This window comes from Nonomuraea sp. NPDC047529 (assembly GCF_040642995.1).
In the GTDB taxonomy this organism is placed as follows: Bacteria; Actinomycetota; Actinomycetes; order Streptosporangiales; family Streptosporangiaceae; genus Nonomuraea.
The window spans coordinates 177,725-201,277 of sequence record NZ_JBEYTJ010000005.1; the positions used below are offsets into that span (position 1 = coordinate 177,725).

At 72.5% G+C, this 23,553-nt stretch carries 27 protein-coding genes; 14 read left to right on the forward strand and 13 right to left on the reverse strand.

What is annotated here, in order from left to right:
- The first annotated feature begins 278 nt into the window (after nt 1-278).
- From ABZ815_RS10995 to ABZ815_RS11010, 4 genes are all read left to right on the forward strand, one after another.
- Entirely contained in the window at nt 279-413 is a 135-nt protein-coding gene (locus ABZ815_RS10995) for a hypothetical protein (RefSeq protein WP_357696390.1), read from the forward strand.
- A 79-nt stretch (nt 414-492) separates the two neighbouring features.
- The gene (locus tag ABZ815_RS11000) at nt 493-663 is read left to right on the forward strand and encodes a hypothetical protein (RefSeq protein ID WP_357696392.1); all 171 of its coding nucleotides are present in this window, start codon (nt 493-495) and stop codon (nt 661-663) included.
- 154 nt (nt 664-817) lie between these two features.
- A complete protein-coding gene (locus tag ABZ815_RS11005) occupies nt 818-1,516 on the forward strand; it encodes a DivIVA domain-containing protein (RefSeq protein WP_357696394.1) in 699 nt (232 codons plus the stop codon).
- An 85-nt stretch (nt 1,517-1,601) separates the two neighbouring features.
- Nucleotides 1,602-2,810: a hypothetical protein gene (locus ABZ815_RS11010; RefSeq protein ID WP_357696396.1), complete on the forward strand. Its 1,209-nt coding sequence runs from the start codon at nt 1,602-1,604 to the stop codon at nt 2,808-2,810.
- Here the strand turns inward: ABZ815_RS11010 and ABZ815_RS11015 are convergent.
- On the reverse strand, nt 2,805-3,401 hold the full coding sequence (locus ABZ815_RS11015) for a TetR family transcriptional regulator C-terminal domain-containing protein (RefSeq protein ID WP_357696398.1): 597 nt from the start codon (nt 3,399-3,401) through the stop codon (nt 2,805-2,807). The two genes, ABZ815_RS11010 and ABZ815_RS11015, sit on opposite strands and share 6 nt — an antisense overlap.
- An 81-nt stretch (nt 3,402-3,482) precedes the next feature.
- Here ABZ815_RS11015 and ABZ815_RS11020 point away from each other — a divergent pair, with 81 nt between their 5' ends.
- The 3 genes from ABZ815_RS11020 (at nt 3,483) to prfH (ending at nt 6,888) form a co-directional block, all read left to right on the forward strand.
- Entirely contained in the window at nt 3,483-4,976 is a 1,494-nt protein-coding gene (locus tag ABZ815_RS11020) for a carboxylesterase family protein (RefSeq protein WP_357696399.1), read from the forward strand.
- 134 nt (nt 4,977-5,110) lie between these two features.
- Entirely contained in the window at nt 5,111-6,262 is a 1,152-nt protein-coding gene (locus ABZ815_RS11025) for an RNA ligase RtcB family protein (protein ID WP_357696400.1), read from the forward strand.
- The gene (gene prfH, locus ABZ815_RS11030; protein WP_357696403.1) at nt 6,259-6,888 is read left to right on the forward strand and encodes a peptide chain release factor H; all 630 of its coding nucleotides are present in this window, start codon (nt 6,259-6,261) and stop codon (nt 6,886-6,888) included. The genes ABZ815_RS11025 and prfH overlap by 4 nt, the downstream gene beginning before the upstream one ends.
- Before the next feature lie 19 nt (nt 6,889-6,907).
- On the opposite strand, the gene ABZ815_RS11035 is transcribed toward prfH, so the two are convergent.
- Both ABZ815_RS11035 and ABZ815_RS11040 read right to left on the reverse strand, forming a co-directional pair.
- Nucleotides 6,908-7,213 carry an SRPBCC domain-containing protein gene (locus ABZ815_RS11035; RefSeq protein WP_357696405.1) on the reverse strand — a complete coding sequence of 102 codons (306 nt, stop codon included), beginning with the start codon at nt 7,211-7,213 and terminating at the stop codon, nt 6,908-6,910.
- Complete coding sequence (locus ABZ815_RS11040; RefSeq protein WP_357696407.1) at nt 7,150-8,022, reverse strand: PQQ-binding-like beta-propeller repeat protein; 873 nt, start codon at nt 8,020-8,022, stop codon at nt 7,150-7,152. The genes ABZ815_RS11035 and ABZ815_RS11040 overlap by 64 nt, the downstream gene beginning before the upstream one ends.
- Nucleotides 8,023-8,334: 312 nt before the next feature.
- Here ABZ815_RS11040 and ABZ815_RS11045 point away from each other — a divergent pair, with 312 nt between their 5' ends.
- Nucleotides 8,335-10,698 (forward strand): hypothetical protein, encoded by a 2,364-nt coding sequence (locus ABZ815_RS11045; RefSeq protein WP_357696409.1) that lies wholly within the window; start codon nt 8,335-8,337, stop codon nt 10,696-10,698.
- Nucleotides 10,699-10,778: 80 nt separating this feature from the next.
- Here the strand turns inward: ABZ815_RS11045 and ABZ815_RS11050 are convergent, their stop codons facing one another.
- Nucleotides 10,779-11,945, reverse strand: a complete 1,167-nt coding sequence (locus tag ABZ815_RS11050; protein ID WP_357696411.1) for an erythromycin esterase family protein — start codon at nt 11,943-11,945, stop codon at nt 10,779-10,781.
- Between the two features lie 153 nt (nt 11,946-12,098).
- On the opposite strand from ABZ815_RS11050, the gene ABZ815_RS11055 reads away from it, so the two are divergent.
- The gene (locus ABZ815_RS11055; RefSeq protein WP_357696413.1) at nt 12,099-12,527 is read left to right on the forward strand and encodes a DNA-binding protein; all 429 of its coding nucleotides are present in this window, start codon (nt 12,099-12,101) and stop codon (nt 12,525-12,527) included.
- 8 nt (nt 12,528-12,535) lie between these two features.
- Here the strand turns inward: ABZ815_RS11055 and ABZ815_RS11060 are convergent, their stop codons facing one another.
- From ABZ815_RS11060 to ABZ815_RS11080, 5 genes are read right to left on the reverse strand one after another with little or no spacing between them, the layout of a single operon-like run.
- Nucleotides 12,536-13,588 carry a VWA domain-containing protein gene (locus ABZ815_RS11060; RefSeq protein WP_357696415.1) on the reverse strand — a complete coding sequence of 351 codons (1,053 nt, stop codon included), beginning with the start codon at nt 13,586-13,588 and terminating at the stop codon, nt 12,536-12,538.
- Nucleotides 13,589-14,563: a VWA domain-containing protein gene (locus ABZ815_RS11065; RefSeq protein WP_357696417.1), complete on the reverse strand. Its 975-nt coding sequence runs from the start codon at nt 14,561-14,563 to the stop codon at nt 13,589-13,591.
- Complete coding sequence (locus ABZ815_RS11070) at nt 14,560-15,444, reverse strand: DUF58 domain-containing protein (protein ID WP_357696419.1); 885 nt, start codon at nt 15,442-15,444, stop codon at nt 14,560-14,562. The genes ABZ815_RS11065 and ABZ815_RS11070 overlap by 4 nt, the downstream gene beginning before the upstream one ends.
- Before the next feature lie 6 nt (nt 15,445-15,450).
- Nucleotides 15,451-16,428 (reverse strand): MoxR family ATPase, encoded by a 978-nt coding sequence (locus tag ABZ815_RS11075; protein WP_357696421.1) that lies wholly within the window; start codon nt 16,426-16,428, stop codon nt 15,451-15,453.
- Nucleotides 16,429-16,463: 35 nt separating this feature from the next.
- Nucleotides 16,464-17,207, reverse strand: coding sequence for a trypsin-like peptidase domain-containing protein (locus ABZ815_RS11080; RefSeq protein ID WP_357696423.1), 744 nt, complete (start codon nt 17,205-17,207; stop codon nt 16,464-16,466).
- A gap of 290 nt (nt 17,208-17,497) precedes the next feature.
- Here ABZ815_RS11080 and ABZ815_RS11085 point away from each other — a divergent pair, with 290 nt between their 5' ends.
- Together ABZ815_RS11085 and ABZ815_RS11090 are read left to right on the forward strand one after the other, a co-directional pair.
- Entirely contained in the window at nt 17,498-18,427 is a 930-nt protein-coding gene (locus ABZ815_RS11085) for a hypothetical protein (RefSeq protein WP_357696425.1), read from the forward strand.
- Nucleotides 18,428-18,448: 21 nt separating this feature from the next.
- Complete coding sequence (locus ABZ815_RS11090) at nt 18,449-18,589, forward strand: hypothetical protein (protein WP_357696427.1); 141 nt, start codon at nt 18,449-18,451, stop codon at nt 18,587-18,589.
- On the opposite strand, the gene ABZ815_RS11095 is transcribed toward ABZ815_RS11090, so the two are convergent.
- Both ABZ815_RS11095 and ABZ815_RS11100 read right to left on the reverse strand, forming a co-directional pair.
- Nucleotides 18,570-18,893 carry a putative quinol monooxygenase gene (locus ABZ815_RS11095; RefSeq protein WP_357696429.1) on the reverse strand — a complete coding sequence of 108 codons (324 nt, stop codon included), beginning with the start codon at nt 18,891-18,893 and terminating at the stop codon, nt 18,570-18,572. The two genes, ABZ815_RS11090 and ABZ815_RS11095, sit on opposite strands and share 20 nt — an antisense overlap.
- A 14-nt stretch (nt 18,894-18,907) precedes the next feature.
- Nucleotides 18,908-19,969, reverse strand: a complete 1,062-nt coding sequence (locus ABZ815_RS11100; protein ID WP_357696431.1) for an aldo/keto reductase — start codon at nt 19,967-19,969, stop codon at nt 18,908-18,910.
- A 160-nt stretch (nt 19,970-20,129) separates the two neighbouring features.
- Here ABZ815_RS11100 and ABZ815_RS11105 point away from each other — a divergent pair, with 160 nt between their 5' ends.
- Genes ABZ815_RS11105 through ABZ815_RS11115 form a run of 3 tightly spaced genes read left to right on the forward strand, consistent with a single transcriptional unit; the run spans nt 20,130 to nt 22,384 of the window.
- Nucleotides 20,130-21,029, forward strand: coding sequence for a helix-turn-helix transcriptional regulator (locus tag ABZ815_RS11105; RefSeq protein ID WP_357696433.1), 900 nt, complete (start codon nt 20,130-20,132; stop codon nt 21,027-21,029).
- A gap of 33 nt (nt 21,030-21,062) precedes the next feature.
- Nucleotides 21,063-21,863: an alpha/beta hydrolase gene (locus ABZ815_RS11110; RefSeq protein ID WP_357696435.1), complete on the forward strand. Its 801-nt coding sequence runs from the start codon at nt 21,063-21,065 to the stop codon at nt 21,861-21,863.
- Nucleotides 21,863-22,384, forward strand: coding sequence for a hypothetical protein (locus tag ABZ815_RS11115; RefSeq protein ID WP_357696437.1), 522 nt, complete (start codon nt 21,863-21,865; stop codon nt 22,382-22,384). The genes ABZ815_RS11110 and ABZ815_RS11115 overlap by 1 nt, the downstream gene beginning before the upstream one ends.
- Here the strand turns inward: ABZ815_RS11115 and ABZ815_RS11120 are convergent.
- The gene (locus tag ABZ815_RS11120) at nt 22,381-22,695 is read right to left on the reverse strand and encodes a hypothetical protein (RefSeq protein WP_357696438.1); all 315 of its coding nucleotides are present in this window, start codon (nt 22,693-22,695) and stop codon (nt 22,381-22,383) included. The two genes, ABZ815_RS11115 and ABZ815_RS11120, sit on opposite strands and share 4 nt — an antisense overlap.
- A 194-nt stretch (nt 22,696-22,889) precedes the next feature.
- Nucleotides 22,890-23,186 carry a hypothetical protein gene (locus tag ABZ815_RS11125; RefSeq protein WP_357696440.1) on the reverse strand — a complete coding sequence of 99 codons (297 nt, stop codon included), beginning with the start codon at nt 23,184-23,186 and terminating at the stop codon, nt 22,890-22,892.
- Nucleotides 23,187-23,553 lie beyond the last annotated feature (367 nt).

A 23,553-nucleotide genomic window follows, 5' to 3' on the forward strand; every position in this document is an offset into this window, starting at 1 on the left:
CTTTACTCATGAACATCTGATCAGATGTTTAAACTTTCGGTAATGCGTCAACTACACACCGTAGAAGTTCGCCGGTCCGGAGCCCGAGGACCTGGTCGCGCTCTACAGGTTCCCCCGCACCGGTGCAGCCACACGCACAGGAAGGGCTCGCCACATGAGAACCGTCCACACCCCCGCCGCCGCGATCCTGATGATCACCAGCGGCTGGCTGCAGGTCGCCACGCCGACCGGGGCCTGGGGCTGGGCATCGGCGCGGCCTCGGTCACCGCCCGATCGCCGTGCTGCGCCCCAACGGCCGTGCCGTCACCGGGGCGTGCGCCGGCAGGCGCGGCTGGCTCCAGGTCACCACGTCCACCGGCGCACACGGCTGGGCCTGGAACGGTTACCTGCGCAAGACCACCTCCACCAGGTGACACCCCCCGCCTCCGTGTCCCGCCGCCCTGCCCTGGCCTCCCGCGTCAGACGTGGAACCACCGAGCGAAAGGAACACCGGTGACCGAGCCCCACGACCACCCGCACCACCACCATCACCACGAGAGCGGCCACGACCACGCCTCCGGCGGCGAGACCGGCTGCGCCGACGACCACACCGCGGCGACCGGGCAGGACCCGGACTGCGGCGCCGGACACTGCCACGACGATCACGACCCGACCGCGCCCTAGCCCGACACGGCGGCCCGCACCTCGGCGGTCAGGCCGTCACCCCCCGCTCGCGCGGCCGATCCCGCTCCGGCTCGTCCATGGGCGACGCCGGAGCGCCCCGCGCCCCGCCGAGTCACGACATCGAGACGACGGTGAAAGGCTGGATCAGTTCCTCATGCACGCCGAGCACGAAGACCACGACCACGAGAGCGGCCACGACCATGGCCCCCACCTCCCGCACAGCCACGCCGCCCAGGACGGCGCCACCTCTCCCCCGTTCCAAACAGGCCCGGCCGGGCGGCTCGCCCTGCTGACCTCCTCCGCGGTGCACCACCAGGTCTTCACCGTCGTCCGCCTGCGCTCCGGCTACGACCTGGCCGAGGTGGACGCCTTCCTGGCCCAGGTGGAGACCACACTCAGCCTGCTCTGGCAGGACAACGCCCAACTGCGCGAACGCCTCGGCGCCGCCCCTCCCGCGAACACGCCCACCGAGGCCGGCGTGCTCGCGGCGGCACACCGCAGCGCCCAGGAAGCCCTTGAGTCCGCCCAGCAGGAAGCCCGCCGGATCCTCGCCGAGGCCCACGCCGACGCCGAACGGCTGCGCCGCGAGGCCGCGTCGGCCGCCGACGCGCTGACCCACGCCACCCGCCAGGCTCTCGACGACCAGCTCGGCCGGCTCGAACGCGCCATCACCGAGCAGGGCCGGAACCTCCAGCACAACCTGCACACCCAGCTCGGTCACCTGCGCGCCGCGCTGGCCGACCTGGACACGCACGGCCCTCCGCCCAGCCACGGCGCCCACGAGGCCGCATCGCCGCGGCCGTTCCCCGAACGCCTGCTCCCCTCCCCCCGCGACCCGGCCGCCGGTCACTGACGAACGGCCTGTCCCGTCCGTCGTCGCGGTGTCACCACGCGACGACCGCTCACCAGTCCCGCACCCACGCCGGAAAGGCCGTGTCATGTCCGTGCCGCTCGGGGGATCGACGCCGCTGTCACCGCCCCCGCACGTCCTGACCCTGTTCGAGCTGAATGTGGCAGACACCCCCATCGACACCGCCCTGCCGGCCTGGACGACGTGGGCCGCCGTGGTCCTGGTGACGCTGTCCACGCTGGTCGGCGCCTCCCTGGCGCGCCGCAAGAACGCCACGATCAGCGTCTGGCTGGCCGTCGCGTCGGCGCTGATGCTCATCACCGCCCTGGTCGACCTGCTGCCCGACGCCTGGCACGAGGCCGACGCCACCGGTGTGCCGCTGTGGGTGGTGGGGCTGGCCGGCGCGTTCGGCTTCCTGGTCATCACCTTCTTCACCCGTAAGGGCTGCGGGCACGGTCACGGCGACAAGGCCGGTGGCGGGCGGCACGCGCCCGGCCTGCACCGCCGGGTCAAGCAGGCGGTCAGCGCCGCCGTCTACGGCGGCGTGGGCACCGCCGCCGCGCTGTCCCTGCACCGCATGATCGAGGGCGCCACCCTGGCGCTGGCCGCCTCGGCCGTCGTGGTGGCCGCCCTGGTGATCCACTCGGCCAGCGAGGGGCTCGCCCTGACCGCCATGCTCGACCTGGCACGCAGACCGGCCGCGCCCTGGCTGGCCCTGTCCTGCCTGGCCCCGGCCGCCGGCGTCGTGCTGGCGACGGTGGCGCCGCTGCCCGCCCAGAGCGTGCCGATCCTGCTCGGCATGGTCACCGGCGTGCTGCTGCGCACCGGCGTCATCGGGCTCACCATCGCCCGTGACAGCCGCCGCCTGACCCGCCGTCACCTCGTCGTCGCCGCCTCCGCCGTGGCCGCCATCGGCGGCCTGCTGGTCGCCACCCAAACGCTGCTGGCCGACGGTCCGCCGCACTCCTCCTCGCCGGTCGCCACCGGTCGCGGCGCCGGCCCGGCATCCTCGTCCGCCGCGGCGCCTCGGCAGCTGTCCGAGGCCCAGCTACGCGCCGCCGTCACCGCCAGGCAACTCACCCTCGAACAACTCCTGGCGCGCAGGGACGCCATCACCATCGCCGCCGACGCCACCACCCTGCTGCGCGCCCTGCCCGAGCACACGTCCGACCAGATCACCCGGACCCTGCGGCAGGCCGGGATCGATCCCGGCACCAGCGTCGGCGAGCTCACCCTGCTCCAGCGCCACCTCCTGCTCACGTCCCTCAGCGACGCGCTGCCCACCCCGAGGTCATGAGCTGAAGAGCCGGTCCAGGTGCAGGTCGATCGCGGTGAGGGCGTCCTGGGGCTCGATCACGTCCAGTTCGATCAGGGGGGTGAGGCCGGTGAGGGCGAGGAGCAGGTTGGTCTCGGTCGCCGGGTCGCGGTCGGAGTGGATGTGCCCGTCGGCGATCGCTCGGCGGACCAGTTGCTCGACGAGGGCCCGTCCGCGGACGAGGCCACGGCGCGCCTGCTCGTGGACGGCCTCGTCGTGCAGCGCCTCCAGGACGTAGGCGGCGCTCATCCGGCTGGTCGCACGGGCGTCGGCGTGCAGGGGGAGCATCTCGGCGAGCGTCAGCCGGAGCACGTCGCGGGGGTGCGGACGGTCGCCGAGCTCTCGCAGGCCCTGCTCGACGCGCAGCGAGGTCTGTTCGGCGGCGAAGTCCACGGCGAAGGCGAGCATGGCGGCCCGGGTGGCGAAGTAGTGCTGCAACTGCCCGAGGGACATGCCCGCCTCCTGCGCCACCACCCGCGTCGTCAGGTGCGTGACGCCGCGCCGCTCCACCACCCGCCACAACGCACGGGCGATCGCTTCGCGGCGTTCGCGGTGATCCACCTGTTTCGGCATCTGCGGACCTCTCCCTCGACATCTTTCCCATACGATTGACATAATACAGTTGACTTACAACTGTCCGAGAAGGGAGGCGTCGTGCGTGAAGAGCCGAAGGTGCGGACCGCGGAAGGTGTGGTGCAGGGACGCCGGCGGCGGGGGCACGCGGTGTTCCGCGGCATCCCCTATGCCCTGCCCCCGGTCGGAGCGCTGCGCTTCGCCGCGCCCGCCCCGCCGCCGCGCTGGGACGGAACGAGGCAGGCGACAGAGTTCGGCCCGGCGGTACCGCTGTCCCTGCCGGTCGACGTGGGCCCGCCGCAGGGCACGGACTGGCTGACGCTCAACGTCGGCACCCCGGATCCGGGGGCGGCCGGACTGCCGGTGCTGGTGTGGCTGCCCGTGGGCGGCTACGTCTCGGCGGCGTCGAGCGACCCGATGTACGACCCGGCGGTGCCGGCCGAGGCGGGGCTCGTCGTGGTGACCGTCAACTGCCGCGTGGGCGCCGAGGGTTTCGCGTTCCTCGACGACGCGCCACCCAACCGCGGCTTCCTCGACCAGATCGCGGCGCTGGAGTGGGTGCGGCGGAACATCGCCGCGTTCGGCGGCGATCCCGGCCAGGTCACCGTGGCCGGGCAGTCCGCCGGGGCGGGGTCGGTCGCCGCCCTCCTGACGATGAAGTCGGCGCGCGACCTGTTCCGGCGGGCCATCACCCACTCGGTGCCGGGGCTGCACAGCACCCCCGCGCTGGCCCGGCAGGTCACCGCCGCGCTCGCGGACCGGCTCGGCGCGACGGCACCCACCGCCGCGGCCCTGCGCGACATCGACCCCTGGCGGCTGGCCGCCGAGCTCACCTCCTTCAACGCCGGCCTCCACGCGCACCGGGAGAGCTGGGGACGGCTCACGGCGACCGGCACCGCCCTGTGTCCCGTCGTCGACGGCGAGGTGCTGCCCGAGACGCCCTGGTCCGCGCTGACCGGCGGACGCGCGAGCGGGATCGAGCTGCTCGTCGGCCACACCAGGGACGAGTTCCGGCTGTTCAGCGTCATGAGCGGACGCCGGGGCACCTTCACCGACCACGACGCCCGCACGGCCCTGGAACTGCTCGCTCCCCGTCCGCGCGGGGCGGAGGCGTACCGGGCCGCGTTCCCGCAGGCCGGGCCGGAGGAGCTGGTGGAGACGGTGTACTCCGACGCCCTGTTCCGCATGCCGTCGCAGAAGCTGGCCGAGGCGAACGCCGCGGCCGGGGGCACTTCGTACCTGTTCGAACTGCGCTGGCCCGCCCCGGCCCTCGGCGGCACCCTGGGCGCCTGCCACAGCCTCGACGTGCCCCTGGCGTTCGGCACATTGGACAGTCCCGTCGGTGCGCAGCTCATCGGCGACGAGCCCGGCCCCGAGGCCGTCGCGCTCGCCCACGAGCTCAGGGAGGCCTGGGTCCGTTTCGTCACCACCGGCGACGCGGGATGGGCCGTCTACCGGCCCGACCGGCGGCTCACCCGCGTCCTGGACGCCGAGTCGGAGACCGTGCCCTACCCCGAACATGCCTCACTCCGGATCTGGGACGGCCACTCCCCCGCGCCCTTCGACCTCCCGTAGGGCGTGCGGGGCGAAAATCGTTTGCCCGGCAGGGTGGCGCTCCGAGATCGTGAGCTCCATGAGGCTCTGACGACAGCACCCCGCCGCTTCGAGATGCCGCCCGCCCATACCCTTTTTCAGCGAAGAGAGCGTCCTTGTCTCAGCGACACACTTCGGCCACCGTCACCGTGTTCGCCTCCCCCACCAGCTGGATCGAGTCCGACGCCGTCGCGCAGTGCCACCAGGTGGCCGCCCTCGACGGCATGACGCACGTCGCCGCCATGCCGGACCTGCACCCCGGCAAGGGCGCGCCCATCGGCGCCGCCATGACGTCGGCCGTCCTGTACCCGTTCCTGGTGGGCTCCGACATCGGCTGCGGGATCGCCGTGTTCCCCGTCAGGCTCAAGCGCGCCGTACCCGAGAAGCTCGCCGCCCGGTTCCCCGACCTCGACCGGCCGCTGGACCCTGAGCGAGATGCCGACGATCCCGCCTGGGCCGTCATGAAGGACGACATCCCCGCCGGTCACGCCGAGGGGCTCGGCACGGTCGGCCGGGGCAACCACTTCGTCGAGCTGGCCAGGGTCGGAACCGTCCTCGCGCCCGACCACGCCGCCCGCCTCGGCGTCGACGCCGGCGACCTGGTCCTCGTCGTCCACAGCGGCTCCCGAGGGCTGGGCGAACGCATCCTGCGCGAGCACACCGCCGTCCACGGCGCGGGCCCCGCCCCCGATCCCGACGCCTACCTGGCCATGCACGACGAGGCCGTACGGTGGGGCGCGCTCAACCGGCGGCTGCTGGCCGCCCGGGTCGCCCACGCGCTGGGGTTCGAGGCCGCCGAGCCGATCCTCGACCAGTGCCACAACCTGGTCGAGCGCCGCGACGGGAGCTACCTGCACCGCAAGGGAGCGGCGCCGGGCGACGGCCGCGACGTGCTCATCGCCGGCACCCGCGGCACCCCGTCCTACCTCGTGGCCGCCCACGCCGGGCCGGACGCCGGCCACTCCGTCGCCCACGGCGCGGGCCGCAAGATGTCCCGCGCGGACGCCCTTCGCCGCGGCCGGGCCAAGCACACGGTCGAAGAGCTGCGCCGCACCCCGGTCGGGTCGCTGGTGGTGTGCGGCGACCGCCAGCTCCTCTTCGAGGAGGCGCCGACGGCCTACAAGCGCATCGAGCAGGTGATCGCCGACCTCGTCGCCCACGACCTGGCCACGCCCGTGGCCACCACGATCCCCCTGGTCACCTACAAGACGGCCGACCTCGGGCCGGCGGCCCAGAGGAACCGGCGGCGCGGGAGGGGCCGGACGTGAGCGTCCACCTGCTCCTGTCGGCCGGGCGCGGCCCGCAGGAGTGCGCCTGGGCGCTGGCCCAGCTGCTGCACCGCCTGGAACGCGACGCCGCCCGGCAGGGCCTGGAAACCCGCCGGGCGCACACCGTCCCCGGCGACCGGCCCGGCACCTACCGGTCGGTCCTCGTCCAGATCGACGGTGACGACTCCGAGACGTTCGCCGCCTCCTGGACCGGAACCCTGTGCTGGCAGGCCCCCAGCCCCTACCGGACCGCCACCGGCCGGAAGAACTGGTACGTCATCGCCCATCCGTGCCAGGTCGACACCCCCCGGACGACGTTCGCCGAAGCCGATGTCGACGTCGTCGCCTGCCGCACCGGCGGCCCCGGCGGCCAGCACCGCAACAAGGCCAGCACCGCCGTACGGGCGACCCACCGGCCCACCGGGACCGTCGTCGTGGTCGACACCGAACGGCAGTTCAGCCTGAACCGCCGCATCGCCATGCGGCTGCTGCGGGAACGTCTGGAACACGGCGACCAGGCGGCCGAGCGCGCCGTCACCACTGCCCGCTGGCGCGTCCACGACGAGCTCGTACGCGGCGACCCCACCCGCACCGAACGCCCGGAACCACCGAACCAGCCGCGCTGACCCGGGGTCCCGGCTTCCCTCAGGCGTGCGCCCGGTGCATCTCCCACGGCGCCTGAGGAAGGACCTCGCCGGTTTCGAGCAGCGACTTGAGGTTGGCCAGGACGGCCGGCCATCCCTGCGCGATCCCGTCGCGCGTCGCCTGGTTGGGCAGGTTCTCGTGGGTCACGGTGAGCCGGACGATGCGGTGCTCCCAGGTCGAGCCCGGCTGCCAGTCCGAGACGTTGGCGTGCGCCCAGTAGCGCGCCGTCAGGTCCGCGTCCGTCAGGGCCCGCCAGACCTGCTCGGCGCTCGCGCGGATGTAGGTGACGGAGACGTAGGTCGGCACCTATTGTCAAAACCGGCTGGTGGAAGCCAGGAGGCTGGACCGGCATCGCCGTCAGGCGAGCACCCGATCCCTGCCGGCGCCCACCGTGACCACGACCAGGTCGGACCGCATCGAGCGCAGGTCGATCCGGTCGTCGAAGCCGCGCCGGTCGATGACCGCCCGGTCCGGGCGTCGAGTGCGAGCACGGTCCGCTCGTCGGCCGCGGCGTAGACGACCCGCCCGTCCGTCAGCACGTCCTGCGACGTCCCGGCCGGACGTTCCAGCGGCCGGCGCCAGGCGAGGCCGCCGTCGGCGACGCGGTAGGCGTGCAGGATCACCAGCATGCCGGGCCGGGCGACGGACAGCGTCCACATCGACCGCCACTCGCCGTCGAGGGTCCGGCCGGCCGCGGCGAACGGCCCGGCGGGCAGGTCCGCCCGCCAGACGACGCGGCCGGTCGGCACGTCGACGAGGGTGACCCGGCCGTCGCGCCAGACGGCCGCCCCGCGCCGGTCGTCGACCCGGACCCAGTCCACGAGGTCGTCGCCCCACAACCGCTGGTACGTCCACCGCCCACCGCCGCCGACCCGTACGGCGGCCACCCCCCGGCGGCTCACGCTCACCGCGACGTCACCGAACAACTCGGCGCCGGACGGGACGTCACCCAGGACGTCGATGGACGGCGTGCCACGCCCCGGCGGCCTCCAGGGCCCCGCCACAGGACCGGCCGTCACCGTGACGACCTCCCCCGGCCATCCCACGGCGGACAGGACGGCGACGCCGACCAGCACCACGACCGCCGCGCGCACCCCCCGCGAACGCTCGGCCATGGCCCCGCATCCTCTCGCACCCCCGGCCCACAAAAGAACTGTAAGCCGAAAAAGCGCCCGTAACCCATAAAACCGTATTCGCGGCGAAATGAACGGGGTGAATGTTGAAGTTCCTCCAGAAATGGCCGCGCTGATGGCGAAACCCGAAGTTCCCGTAAAGAGGGAAGGTCTCATTCGTGGGAGATCGTTTGCTATGTCAATCGGGCTGTTCACAAGTGCGCATGGCTACCTTCGGTATTCGTGAAGATACGATCTGGCCCTACGGGGCCGGTAACCAGCTCATCTGGCCCAAGACGTGCGGCCGTTTCCACAATGCTCCTTCTGAGCGCGGTATCGGTCGCGCTCCAGCCCGCCCAGCCCGCGGCCGCGCAACCGGTGCCGCTGGTCGAGGAGGACTTCACCGGAGCCACCGCGATTCCCGAGTTCATCGGTGTGGGATCGGCCTGTCTGACGGGCGCGCCGGCGGCCCCGCCCGCCGGGCCGGGCGACCATCCGCTCGGAGGTTGTCCCGCCAACGCGGCGGGTCCCGTCCCGCCGACCGGGGGAGCGCCGTTCGGCTACCTCCAGCTCACCAGCGCCGATCTCGACCAGACGGCGGCCGCCCTCTACAACTCGCCGATCCCGGCCGAAGAGGGCCTGGACGTGACGTTCGAGCAGTGGCAGTACGGCAACACCACGGCGGTGCCGGCCGACGGCATCTCCTTCTTCCTGATCAACGGGGAGGCCACGCTGGACCGCCCCGGCGCGTTCGGCGGCAGCCTCGGCTACGCCCAGAAGCTGCCCGACGACGACCCGGCGAACCCGTTCGAGCCCGGGGTCAACCAGGGCTACGTCGGCGTCGGGCTGGACGTCCTCGGCAACTACTTCGGGGACTGGGAGCAGCGCGGCCGCACCTGCGCCGAGCGCTCACCGGCCGGCACGGGGTTCCGCGTCCCGGCTCCGGGCCCGAACATGGTCACGGTGCGCGGCCCGGGGAACGGCACCGCCGGGTACTGCTTCCTGACCGCCACCACCAGCAACTTCACCACCACGGGACCGTGGCCGTCGACGCTGCCGGGCACCCTGCAGGGGCCCACGCGGTCCGTGCCCAGCGACCCGCGGGCGGCACAGGAGGCGCTTGAGGAGTCCAAGCGCACGGTCAACGTCCGGATCACCCCGGCGCCGAACCCTGAGATCACCGTTTCGATCGACTTCAACGACGGCAACGGGATGCAGGAAGTGCTGTCCCTGCCCGCGCCGCAGCCGGTCCCGGAGACGTACAAGTTCGGTTTCGCCGCTTCCACCGGCCTGTTCACCGATGTGCACCTGGTCCGGAACGTGGTCGTGCGTCCGGTGGCCGAGCGTCCGGAGCTGACGCTCACCAAGCGCATCGACGACGACGCCGAGCTGCCCGATCCGGTGCCGGTCGGCACCGAGGTGCCCTACGAGTACGTGGTCACCAACACCGGCAACATGAACATCACCGACCTGGTGGTGGACGACGACGTCGTCGATGAGGTCGTCTGCCCGCGGACCACCTTGAACGTGGGCGAGCGGGTCATCTGCCGCGGCTTCTACACGGTCACGGAGGAGGACGCCGAGCGCGGCTCGGTCACCAACACCGCCGTCGCGACGGGCCGGGCGGACGGGACGGAGGTCACCTCACCGCCGTCCGAGGTGACCATCGGCGTCACGGACGAGCGCGGGATGCTGGAGCTGGAGAAGACCGTCGACGACTCCCGCACCTACCGTCCCGGGGACCGCGTCACCTACCGCTACCTCGTGCGGAACACCTTCGACGAGACCGTGACCGACCTGCGGATCGACGACGACCGGGTGACGGACATCACCTGCGAGACCACCACCCTGGACCCGGGCGACGCCACGACCTGCACGGGCACGTACACGGTCACCGAGGAGGACGCGGCTCGCGGCTCGGTCACCAACACCGCCACCGCGGTGGGCATGGTGGAGGACGTCGAGGTGTCCTCGCCGCCGTCCGAGGCCACGATCGAGGTCGTGGGCGAGCGCGGGAAGCTGCTGCTGGACAAGAGCGTCGACGACACGCGCACGTACCGGCCCGGGGACCGCGTCACCTACCGCTACGTCGTCAGGAACACCTCCGACGAGACCGTGCGGAACCTCAGGATCGACGACAACCGGGTGACGAACATCGTCTGCCGGGCCACCACTCTGGCGCCGGGCGAGAGCACGACCTGCACGGGTATCTTCGTCGTGCCGGGCCGTCCCGGCGGCGGCAAGGACTGCCGCAAGGGCTGCAACTTCACCATCACCAACACGGCCGTGGCCAGGGCGGACGGCCTGACCTCCGCACCGGCGACGGCCAGGATCCGGGTGACGCAGAAGCAGCAGCCGCCGCACCGCCCGTGCCGGCCCTGGAAGAAGAACGACCACTGCCGGCCCGGGAAGAAGCCGCACCACCCCGGCCATGACCACAGGTTCGACCACAAGGTCGACCACAGGTACGACCACGGTCGCCAGTGCCCGCCCGGGATGACGCAGACCTCGAAGTGGGGATGCGCTCCCATCCACGAGGAGAGGACCGAGCAGGACATGGGCCGTCCGATGGACGAGTTCTCCGAGCCTCAGCGCGAGGACGAGATGGAGAACATGGACACGGACAACCCGTACGCGGAGGTGGATGACATGGCGATGCCTTGGGAGACCTCCTACTAGGTCCTCCCGCCTTCCATCCGTGTCGACCTGATGGTCCCTCCCTGCGGGGAGGGACCATCGTGCTGTCCGGCCTCAGGCGGTCAGCCCCAGCCGCCGACCTTCTTGAGGAAGACGACGCCGTCGATCGCGCCGAGCTGGGACGGGTCCAGCGGGAAGTAGGCGAAGTCGTGCGAGACGCGCTTCGCGGGGTCCGTGACGAGGTCGGCCAGGCGGCGGGCGTCGATCACCGAGTGGTCCCCCGGGAGCGCGGACAGGATGCCCTCGACGGTGTCCGGCGGCGGGGTGACGTCGCCGGTGGTGCCGAAGGCCGAGGCCAGGTAGGCGTACCGGTCGCCCAGCCGGGTGGCGGCGATGGCCCCCGCGCTCCACCACTCCAGCCGCTGGTCGCCGAACTGCATGGACGTCCGGTCGCGCTGGAGGTGGAGGTTGGAGGAGAAGACCAGGGCCGGGCCGCGCCGGGCGACGGCCCGCAGGTTGGCCGCCATCATCGCGTCCCGCAGGGCCGACAGCCGGGTCCACCGTTCCGGGGAGGCGTCGGCCATCCAGTGGTGGTAGCGCAGCAGGCCGGTGGCGGTGCGCGCGTACAGCTCCGCCCGTTCCCTGTCCCGCGCGCCGAGCTGCGGGGACTGCGTGTCGAGCAGGGCCGCCAGATCGTCGGCGATCACCCGGAGCCGCTGGGCGTCGGCGGACTGGCCGATCGACTTCGACGGATCCATGGCCGTGGCCTCGTCCGACCATCGCTCGTCCGGGCCCAGCAGCGTGTCGAGGGTCTCCCTGGTGACCACGCTCGTGAGCAGCGGGCCGTCGAGGAGGTCGTACAGGCCGGTGAGCGCCTCGCGCGGGCTCGCCGCCCAGTACTCCAGAGGGCCGTCGACCCCGAAGAAGCGCAGTTTCTCGTCATGCTCCTCGTTGTAGGCGCGCATCCAGCGGACGAGCTCCCGGTTGGCCGCCGAGGCGCCGAAATCGTGGCTGAAGCCGCGTTCCATGACGTCGTCGAGCGTGCCGGCGCCGGTCGTGACGTGGTCGTCCACCAGCAGGCCCTTGAGACAGTCGCTCTCGATGGCGAACGACCGGTACCCCTCGTTCTCGACCAGGTGCCGGAAGATCTCGTTCCGCACCTCGCCCAGTTCCCCCACGAAGTGCCGCGCCTCGCCGAGACCGAGCAGCAGCGGCTCGGCGGGAAGCGACCGCAGGAACGCCGAAACACCCGCGCCGTCCACCGGCCAGGCGATGTCCTTGATGTCCATGCCTTCAACGCTATCGTTGAACTTTCTGTGTAACCTTTGCGCTTCAAAGACGGTTTCCACCGTCTGAAACCCTCAACCGGCCGATTCACTTTGAACAAGTCGTTCAAAACAAACTGTTGACATCAGATTGCATCAGACGGCATTGTTACCTCCATGTCGAGCACTGACCACCCCTTCTCCCCGCCGGACGCCGAGCAGGCGCGCCTTCAGCGGGTGCACGCCTCCCTGTTCCGGATCGCCGAGCGGCATGCCGCCACCGACGAGCAGCGGAGCCGGCAGGCGCACCCGTCGGTCATCGGTCCGCACGAGGCCGTCCGGCTGGTGTCGTTCCTGCTCAGCGGGGCCGCGAAGTTGGACGACGGCGAGCCGGAGGTGGACCAGGCCGACATCACCGCCGCGTTGAGCCTCGTCCCGCTGGTCCGCGGGGAGCTGGACGCGCTGGAGGCCGCGCTGCTGGGCATGGCCCGGGGGCGCGGGATGACCTGGCAGGAGATCGCCTTCGGGCTCGGGCTGGGCACCGCGCAGGCCGCGCGGCAGCGCCACGAACGCCTCACCGAACGGACGGAGACCGCGTCCGACTAGCCGGGCGCTCAGGTGCGGCGCGGGCGGTTCCACCAGAGGGAGAGCGACAGCGCCGCGACGACGAGCAGGGCGCCGGCCCCGGCGAACACGGCGGCCGCGTCCACCCGTTCCCGGACGACGGTGAAGGCGCCGGGAAGGGCGTCGAGGGCGGTTTCGAGCTGGTCGGCGTTCTCGGCGCGGTGGTAGGAGCCGCCGGTCGTCCGGGCGATCTCGCGGAGTGCGGGCTCGTCGATGACCTGGGGGTTGCGACCCCGGTCGAAGCCCCCACCGCCGCCGAACCCGCTTCCCCATCCGCGGAAGCCACGACCGTCGAACTGCGAGTTGTCGCACACCATCGGCGCCGGGTTCGTGGTGCCGAAGCCGATGGTGAACACCCGTACGCGGCGCAGCGCCGCCTCCTGGGCGGCCCGCTGCGGCTCGACGCCCTGGGTGTTGGCGCCGTCGGTGAGCACGACGATGGCGGCGCCCGCGTACCCCGAGCCGGCGGCGGGAGGGGTGGCCGAGGTGGCCGCGACCGACGGGTCCACCTCGGCGATCGCGTCGATCGAGGTGAGCATGGCCTGCCCGATCGCGGTGCCGCGGGCGACGGTGAGCCCGTCCAGCGCCTCGATCAGGGTGTCGGTGTCGTCGGTGGGCGGGACGAGCAGGCCCGCGGTGCCGGCGAAGGTGACCAGGCCGATGCGCGGTCCGCCGCGCTGCGACTCGATGAAGCCGGCGGCGGCCTTCCTGGCGGCGGTGATGCGGTTGGGGTCGACGTCCGTGGAGCACATGGAGCCGGAGGTGTCGAGCGCGAGCAGGATCGTCGTCGACCGCGTCGGCACCGGCACCGACGCCTGCGGCCGCGCCGCCCCGACCGCGAGCAGCGCGAGCCCGGCGACGAAGAGCGCCACCGGGATCCGCCGCGTCCAGCGCGTACGCCCGGGAAGAGCGGCCCGTACGAGCGCGATCGAGGTGACGCGCACGGCGGCCCGCCGCCGGCGGCGGAGCGCCCACCAGCGGATCGCGAAGATCAACGGGATGACCAGCGCGGACAGCAGCGCCCAGGGCCATGACATCGACATTCAGATCACCCGTCCGGACCGCAGCACGGTGAGCGCCGCGCCCGCGGCGAGCAGCACGAGGGCGAGCCCGATCAGCCCGCCGGCGAGGGGCAGCGGCTCGTCGGAGACGGTGAGCCGCAGGTCGATCGTGTCGGCGACGCCGTCGAGCCGCGTGGCGTCGGCGGCCGGATGGTAGCCGCCGCCGGTGGTCCGCGCGATCGTGGTGAGGGTGTCCTCGTCGAGCGCGGTCTGCAGGTGGTAGCCGTCGACCCGCACCGCCGTCCCGGCCGTGGTGCCGATCCCGACGGTGTGGATGCGCACGCCCGCCTTCTGCGCCGCGGCGGCGGCCCGTTCGACGTCGCCGCCCTGGTTCTGGCCGTCGGAGAACATCACGATCGTCGCCGACGGCCAGTAGCCGACGTCGGGCGGCGCGCCGTCGTGGCCGACGACCACCTGCCTGCCGGTGATGGCCGTCAGCGAGGCGGTGATGGCCGCCCCGAGCGAGGTGCCGCCGGTGACCTTCAGCCGGTCGATGGCCTTGAGCGCGACGGAGTGGTCGGCGGCGGGCCGCGCGGTGGTGAGCGCACCCCGTTCGAACGCGACGACCCCGATGTCCACGCTGTCGGGCTGCGCCGACACGAACGCGCGGGCCGCCCGCTGCGCGGCCGCCAGCCTGGTCGGCGCGACGTCGTCGGCGCCCATGCTGTTGGAGACGTCCACGGCGAGGATGACGGTGCCCGCCGTCCGCGGCACCGGCACCATCGCCGCCGGCCCCGCGGTGGCCAGCGCGAGCACGCCGACGCCGGCGACCGTCAGGCCGGTCCCGAGGTACGCCCCGCGCCCGCCCGCCCCGGCGAACCCGGCCGCGGCGAGCGCCGACCTGCGGCGGCGGGCCGAGACGACGGCCGCCCAGGCCAGCGCCGCCGTCACGAGCAACCCGGCGGCCAGCAGCAGCGGGGACGACAGGGTCAGGCGATCACCGATGGTCCCGGTCACGGCGACCGGTCCCCGGTCCGGGCGACGACCTCGACCAGCGCCTCGACCAGGTCACGGTCGGTGCCGACGCGGTGGACCGGCACCCCGGCCCGGCGCATGCCCGCCGCGAGCCGGGCGTCGCGGGCGTCCACGGCCTCGCGGAAGCGGATGCGCAGCAGCGGGTCGGCGGAGTCGACGACGAGTTGCTCGCCGGTCTCGGCGTCCTCGACCACGATCAGCCCGGCCTCGGGCAGCACGTCGTCGGCCGTGTCCACGATCCGCAGGGCGACGACCTCGTGCCGCCGGGCCAGGCGCCGGAGCGAATGTTCCCAGTCGCCGTCGCCGATGAAGTCCGACAGGACGACGACGAGCGAGCGGCGGCGCGCCAGCCGTCCGGCCGCGTCGAGCATCCGGGCCAGGTCGGTGGTGGCGCCGGCGCGCGCGCCGGCGGTGCGGTCCAGCTCGGCGCCGATCCGCAGCGTGTGCCGCCGGGAGGCGCCCGGCGGCACGACGCGCGACATCCCGTTGTCGAACAGCAGCGCGCCGACGCGGTTGCCGCCCCGCCCGAACAGCCGGGCGAGGACGAGCGCCAGCTCGGCCAGCACGTCGTGCTTGCCGCGTCCCGGCCGTCCGGCCGCCATCGAGGCCGAACGGTCGAGCACCAGCCACACGGTCAGCTCGCGGTCCTCGGTGAACACGCGCAGGTGGGGTTCGTCCAGGCGGGCGGTGACGTTCCAGTCGATGTGCCGGGCGTCGTCGCCGCCGGTGTAGGGACGCAGGCCGGTGAAGTCGACGCCGGAGCCGCGGTGGGCGGTGCGGTGGGCGCCCTGGAGGCGGCCGTCCAGCCTGCGGACGACCTTCCACTCCAGGCGGAGCAGCAGTTTCTCGGGGGCGGTGGCCATGACGGCTCAGCGGTTCCGCAGGACGACGTCGGGCGCGCGGACGGCCCCGAGCACCCGGGTGATGATCGTGTCGGCGTCCACGTCGTCGGCCAGGGCCTCGTACGACAGCACCAGACGGTGACGCAGCACGTCGAGGGCCAGTTCGGACAGGTCGTCCGGCAGGACGTAGTCGCGGCCGCGCAGGAAGGCCAGCGCGCGGGCCCCCGTCACGAGCGCGATGGACGCGCGCGGGCTGGCCCCGTACGTGACGTACCGTTCCAGCTCGCCCAGCCCGGCCGTGCCCGGCGAACGGGTCACGGCGACCAGGCGTACGGCGTAGTCGACGATCGACGGATCGACGTACACCTGCCGGGCGCGGGCCCGCATCTCCATCAGCTCGGCGGTCGTGACCGTCGGCTGCGGCGGGTCCGGTGGGCGCAGCGCGCGTTCGACGATCGCCTGTTCCTCGTTCTGGGCGGGGTAGCCGACGACCACCTTCATCATGAACCGGTCGACCTGCGCCTCCGGGAGCGGGTAGGTGCCCTCCGACTCGATCGGGTTCTCCGTGGCCATGACCAGGAACGGCTCCGGCACCTGGAACGTCTCCCGGCCGATCGTCACCTGGTGCTCCTGCATCACCTCCAGCAGGGCGCTCTGCACCTTGGCGGGGGCGCGGTTGATCTCGTCGGCGAGCAGGAGGTTGGTGAACACCGGGCCGAGCTCCGTCCTGAACTCGCCGGAGTGCTGGTGGTAGACCCGCGTGCCCACGAGGTCGGCGGGGACCAGGTCGGGGGTGAACTGGACGCGCTGGAAACCGCCGGTGATCGCCGCCGCCAGGGACCGGACCGCCAAGGTCTTGGCCAGGCCCGGTACGCCTTCCACCAGCAGGTGACCGTCGGCGATCAGGGCCACGGCCATGCGTTCGAGCAGGACGTCCTGGCCGACGATGGTGCGCTTGACCTCGAACAGGACCTGTTCGAGCGGATGAGACGGGGGTGGGGTCATGGTGTCCCTTCTCTCGACGCTACGCGCAAGGTGGGTCAGATCTGTGGTCCGTCGCCCGGCGGTCCGTCGCCTTCGTCACCGCCCAGGGCCACGCCGATCGGCACCGCGAACGCGATGCCCGCGAACGCGTCGTCGCCCCCGGGGTCGGCGATCGAGACGACGATCCCGACGACCAGTCCGCGGGCGTCCAGAAGCGGCCCGCCGGAGCTCCCCGGGTTGACGGAGGCGTCGAACTGGATCAGCCCGTCCAGGCCGCCGTCCTCGGCGGTCCCGCCGGTGGTCCGGTCGAGGCCCGACACCACGCCGGTGGAGACGCTGTAGGTCAGGCCGAGCGGATTGCCGATCGCCACGACCGGCGCCCCGACGTCCACGGCGCCGCCGAGCGTCGCCGGCACGACGATCTCCGGCAGCTTCGCCGGCTTGAGCACGGCGACGTCCCGCTTGGGGTTCGCCGCGGCCACGACGGCCTTGGCCCTGGTCCCGTCGGCGAACGTGAGATCGACGTTCTTCGTGCCCTTGACCACGTGATGCGCCGTCAGGACCGTCCCGTCCTCGGCCGCGATCACCCCCGTGCCGAACGACTTCCCCGCCCGGACGACCACCACCGACGGCCCGACCTTCCGGAAGACGTCCGGCACCGCGGGCGTCGCGCTGGGCGTCGGCGTCACGCCGGGCCTTCCTCCGGCGTTCTCCCTGCCACCACCGCCGCCGCCCAGCCAGTACGCCAGCACCGCCACGACCAGCACCCCGCCCCCGACGACGACCCGCCGAGCGGCCACGGCTCTCCCGGTTCCCCGAGCCTCGGCCGCACCGCCCTCCTGCGGCACGCACTCCATGCCCCCCATACTCATGAATCGCACCGAAAACCGCTATAAAGAAGGACTCGTAAATGACCAACACATTTGCCCGGCCCCGCCGCGGTCTCATCACGGCGATCGTCTCCACCGTGGCGGTGGCGGCCATTTCGGCTGCCACAATTCATGTTCTGTCCGGGCCGAAAAGCGGCGGAAAGCCGGGGGCATCCGTCATCTCGGCTCCGGAACCCGTGGAGAAGGTGTGGCCCGGAGCAGTGCACGTGTTACCGGCCGAATTACCCGACGGCAGAAAGGTCCGGCCACGCCTGATGCTGGACGCCACCAGGCTCCTCCTGACCGCCGCGGCGGGATCGGGAAAGCCCGGCGGCCTCTACGCCTACGACGTGAACACCGCCAAGGCGACCAGGCTCGCCGCCCTCCCCCGCCCCTCCGGCACCACCCTCTTCCCCGACGGCTTCACCGCCGGCCAGGGCCGGATCGCCTGGTGGACGGCGCGCGGGGACGGCGACAGGAGAACCGCCGACCTGTGGACCGTCCCGGCGGACGGCGGCGAACCGCGCCGGCTCACCTCGGCTCCGCTGCCCCCGGCCTCCCCCGCCGGGCGCGTCACGGGCATCGCCATGGGCATCGCCACGGGCATCGTCACGGGCATCGCCGTCACCCCGGACCGCCTCGCCTGGTCGACCGGCGACGACGGCGTCTTCACCGTGGGCCTCGAAGGCGGCCGGCCGCGGCGCGTCGAAGGCACGCGCGGGCAGCACATCCTGAGCTGGCCCTGGATCGGCTCACCCGGGACGTTCGGCGACACCGAGACCCCCTTCCGGTCCGTCACGAACGTCGAGACCGGCGAGAAGCACACCCGGAACGACGTCATGGCCTGCGGCGTCACGATCTGCGTGACCCGTCCGGACCGGACGTCCATCGCCCACGTCCAGGACCGGGACGGGCGAGGACGACGCGACGTGGACGTGTCAGGGGTCGGGCCGCAACCATTACAGCAGGACCGATTTCTCACCGCCCAGCTGCCCGACCGCGCACTGGTCCACGACCTGCGATCAGGCGTCACCGCCGAGCTGCGGGACATCGACCCGCAGGTCCGCTTCAGGGCGCCGGCGGGCAGCGGCCTCGCGGTCTTCCGCCGCGGCGGCGACTTCGTGGTCGTCGACCTCACCGCCGTCCGATGACGGGTGCCCGGCATCGACCGCTTGCGGACACCGCAGGACCGGTCGGTCCCGGTCGGGCCCGTCGCGCCGGCCGCCGCCACGGACGCCTCCTGCACGTGCACCAGCGGCTCCCGCATCCACATCTCCGACCTGATCGACTACGTCAACGGTCAGCGCTGCTGACCTCCCCGCCCGCGCCGGAGGCGGTCACGAGCGTGCGGAGGGTCATCGGCTCGGCCAGGACGAGGGCCAGCACCTGTGCCGCATGGCGGTGATGCGGGGTGGCGAGGTGTTCCAGCCGCGCCCGCGCACTGGCCCACTCCTCGATCACCACCATGCTCGCCGGATGGTTGGGGTCGGCGTAGGCGCGGTAGGCCAGGCAGCCGGGCTCGTCCAGGGACGGTTCGATCATCGCTTCGAGGGCGGTCCGCAGCCGGTCCTCCTGTCCGGGCGCGGCCAGGCACTGGGCCACGACGACGAGCGACATCTCCCGTGCCCTCCTCACGCCTGGGGACGGGCCGGGCCGGCGCCGGCGCCGGAGACGATGATCGCGGCGGCGATCTCCTCCAGGTCCGACGGCGTCAGGTCCACCGCGCCGGCGCCGATCCAGCCGTCCACCTGCTCCGGCTTGCGGGCGCCGACGATGGCCCCGGTGACGCCGGGCCAGGCCAGGACCCAGGCGATGGCCACCTCGGCGACACCGGCGCCGTGCCGCGCGGCGATCGGGCGCAGCGCCTCCGCCAGCCGCAGGTTGGCCGGCAGACCGGTGGTGAAGTCCTCGTGGGCGGCACGCCAGTCGTCGGCGGGCAGGTTCGCGACGCGCTCGGCGGAGAAGGTCCCGGTGAGCAGTCCCGACTGCAGCGGCGAGTACGCGATCACACCCGTGTCGTGGGCGTGCGCCCACGCGATCTCGGCCGCCGCCGACCGGTTGATCGCCGAGAACGGCGGCTGGACGACGTCCACGTGCGCGATCCGCTCCGCGGCCGCCAACTGCTCGGGCGAGTGGTTGGACAGGCCGATCGCGCGTACCTTGCCCTCGGCCTTCAGATCGGCCATGACCTGCCAGTACTCCTCCAGCGGCGTGGCGTTGGGCGAGACCGCGCCGAAGCCGCCGCCGGCGTACTCCAGCGACTCGCCGGTGTCGGGGTAGTGCACCTGGTACAGGTCGATGCGGTCGACGTTCAGGCGGCGCAGCGAGTCCTCAAGCTCGCGGCGGACGCCGGCGGGCTTCATGATCCGGCGCGGGGCCGCCTGCGGGTTCTCGGGGTCCCAGACCAGGCCGGCCTTGGTGAAGACGTACGGGCGGTCGGCGTCGGGCAGGTCGGCGATGGCCTTGCCGACCAGTTCCTCGGAGTGGCCGAGCCCGTACACGGCGGCGGTGTCGATCCAGTTGACGCCGCGGGCGACGGCGTGCCGGATCGCGGCGATCGACTCGGCGTCGTCGGTCGTGCCCCAGCTGAACTTCCAGCCCGGCCCCGACACCGCCCAGGAGCCGAAGCCCAGGCGGGTGACGTCCATGCCGGTGGTGCCCAAAGGCCGGGTCGGCAGGTGGGTGGTGCTCATGTCGTGGTGCTCCCTGTGAGATCGAGGTGACCGGGTCGTCCCGTACGGACGTCCGGTGCACCCCACTTTGCTGCGCCGCCCCCGGCCCACCCAGTGCCCGCCGGTGCCTGGGCACGGCATGACCAGGCTCACGAACGCGCCGGGCGGCCATACTGCTCTCATGGCACTGGACAGACGTGCAGAACTGGGCGAATTCCTTCGATCGCGTCGCGCCCGGCTGCGTCCCGAGGAGCTCGGCCTCCCCGAGTACGGCAGCCGCAGGCGCGTTCCCGGCCTGCGCAGGGAGGAGCTGGCCCAGCTCGCCGGGGTGAGCGTGGACCATTACGTCCGGCTGGAGCAGGGCCGTACCCTGCACTTCTCCGAGGCGGTCCTGGACGCCGTCGCCCGCGCCCTGCGCCTGGACGACGTCGAGCGCGAGCACCTTCACCGCCTGGCCCGCCCCTGGAACGAGACCGATCACGCCACGCCCCCGCTGCAACGCGTCCGGCCCGGCCTCCAGCGCCTGCTGGACTCGTCGGCCGACGTGCCCGCCTACGTCGTCGGCCGCGACACCGACGTGCTGGCCTGGAACCACCTCGCGGCGGCGCTGATCACCGACTTCGGCGCGCTGCCGCCCCGGCAGCGCAACCTGGCCCGCCTGGTGTTCCTGGACGAGGGCATGCGCGACCTGTACGCCGACTGGCCCGCCAAGGCCGCCGACGTGGTCGCCTACCTGCGCCTCGACGCGGGCCGCCACCCCGGGGACCCGCGGACGGCGGCCCTGGTGGAGGAGCTGTCCGCGGCCTGCCCGGAGTTCCGCGAGCTCTGGGCCGAACACCGGCTCAAGGACAAGACCCACGGACGTTACGTCTACCAGCACCCGGTGGTCGGCAGGCTCGACCTCGGCTTCGAGACCCTCCGCCTTCCCGACGACCCCGACCAGGCGTTGATCGCCCACACCGCCGAGGAAGGCTCCCCCACCCAGACCGCCCTCCGCCTCCTGTCCACCTGGACCCGCCCCGCCTTCCTCGACGTCGCCAGGCCGGGAACCTCCGGGGAGGACGGGGCGTTGGCCGGGTAACCCTGAAGTGACGTCTTCTGCGAGGTCACTGCGATGCCGAACATCACCGGGAATCCACCTCTTCGTCTCGCCGCGTCCGAGCGGCCGCCGTCCGAGCTGCCCGGCGGGCCCACGATCGTGTTGTTGCACGGGCTGGGGTGCGAGCGGGGGCAGTTCGTCCGGCAGTGGCAGGGGCTCAGGCCGGAGCTGGGGTTGCTGGGGCTCGATCTTCCTGGGCACGGCGGGTCGCCCGGGCTGGCGGGCGGCGCGTACTCGGTCGGGGCCATGGCGGAGGCCGTCGCGGGTGAGCTGCGCGCGCGGGGGCTGAGCGGGGTCGTCCTGGCCGGTCACAGCGCCGGGGGCCTGATCGCGGCGATGATCGCCGCGACCCGGCCCGAGCTCGTCTCCGGCGTCGTGGTGCTGGACAGCAACTTCGCGGTCACCGCCGCCGGCAGGCGGGCGAACGCGGCCCGGGCGCGCGAGTCCGAGGCGGGCGACTGGCGCGGCCACTACCTGGCCACCATGAGCGACGCCTGGGGGCCCGACGGCGGCCACGACGGGCGCGCGGAGGTCTTCCGGGCGCTGGAACGCACCCCCGAGCAGGTCGTACGGCCCCTGTGGCACGACATCCTGCGGTACGACCCCACGGACCTGTGCAGACGCTGCCCGGTGCCGATGCTCTACGTACGCAGCCGCCGGGACACCGACCTCGCGGTCCTGCGCTCGCTGAACCCGCTGATCTCCGTGGTGGACCTGCGACCGCGCTGCCTGGGGCACTGGCCGCAGCTCCAGTGTCCGGACGTGGTCAACGACGTGATCCACGCTTTCGTGGCCGAGCTGACCGAGGAGGCCTGATGGACGTCTCAGTGCTGATCAATGTCGGGGCCGTGATCGTCTCCATCTCGGCGGTGGTGGCCTCCTCGCGCATCGCGCGCAACCAGTTCAGGGCGCAGCGGCACGGCAACCACGTCGAACCGCTGATCGACCTGCTCAAGGAGTTCCGGTCGCTGGAGTTCCACCGCAGCTACGCCTTCATCCGCGACGAGCTGCCCAAACTCCCCAGCGACAAGGGCATCTCGGGCCTGGACGACGACGTGCAGCGCAAGATCTACGACATCGGCTACTTCTTCCAGCTCTACGCGATCCTGGCCCACCTCGACATCATCGACAAGCAGTTCGTGAGCTCCCTGCTGCACCGCCGGTACGTCGAGATGTGGCACGCGCTCGGGCCGTTCGTGCGCCGGGAACGCGAGCTCCAGAGCCTGCCCGAGGGGACGATACTCAACATCTTCGAGCACTTCGCCGCCGACCTCGCCGCGCGCCCGCCGGCGACCATGCGGACCCTGCTCACCCAGGGACGGGCCCGCGCACGCTAGGAGTCGCCCCTCTCCAGCAGGCGGTCGAGCCTGATGGCCAGGTCGAGGGTCTCGCAGCGCAGGAGGTCGAGCCGGCGGCGGATCTTCGACCGGACCGCCTGGAAGTGTTCGTCGGTCTGCCCGTGGAGGCCGAGCAGCTCGTCGGTCAGGGCCGTCACGTCCTGGCCCACCTCGCTCCGGGTCTCGGCGAGGTCGGCCCTCATCTCGGCGAAGGCGAGCACCGCCTCCGAACAGTCGGCCTCGGCGCACAGCGTCGCCTCCAGCGCCTGGACGCGAAGCTTGATGTCCAGGATCTCCGCCTCTACATCCACTTACTCCTACCTTCACCGGTAGTAGGTAGGGAACCGGCCCGGTGGAGGAGGGCGGCCGGGTCCCACTTGCTGTAAGCACATGGTGGCAACCCGTGTATACCCGACACGACGGCCGGCAAGCAACGGGTGCGGGGTCCCGGAGGGGCTCAGCCTGGCGCCGCGACGGCCTCAGGCTGAGCCTGGAGCGGAGCCGGTCAGGATCCGATCGGGCCTGCGTCGAACGCCGACGCGCCCTGCGGGCAGCCGGGAACCGGGCCCTTGCAGCAGCGCGACCGGTCGGCGGTGAAATGGTCGTTCATGTGGCGTCGGAGGGCTGCCAGCTCGTCGCCGAGGGCGGCGAAGTCCTGTCGCATCTCCGTCCGGATGTCGGCGATGTCGGCCTGCATCCGCGTGATGCCGGTCGTGGTCGCCGTGAGGTCGCCGGTGGGCCTGCCTGCCTTGAGCTTCCGCAGGCGCAACAGCAACCTGAGGATCTGTGTTTCTAGGTCCACACATTCCTGCCTTTGCGCAGCTTGGAAGGGGCCCACACCGGACGGGCGGGCGGGAGCCCCAGGGATGAGAAAACGGTGACACACTGCTCGGCCACGTGGGGATGATCACGATTTCGCCGGGTGGAGTTCCATTACACCGGCGCCCAAGTTTCTTTTCTGCCAGCGGATATTGGCCACCGAAAGTGACAGACCGAAACAGGTCCAGCCCGGAGGAACGCGGCTAGAGACGGCGCACCGCCCTCACGAACACACCGCCCCGCCCGCACGGGCGCACCGCCACCAGCCCGCATGGGCGCACCGCCACCAGCCCGCATGGGCGCACCGCCACCAGCCCGCATGGGCACACCGCCCTGCCCGCACGGGCGCA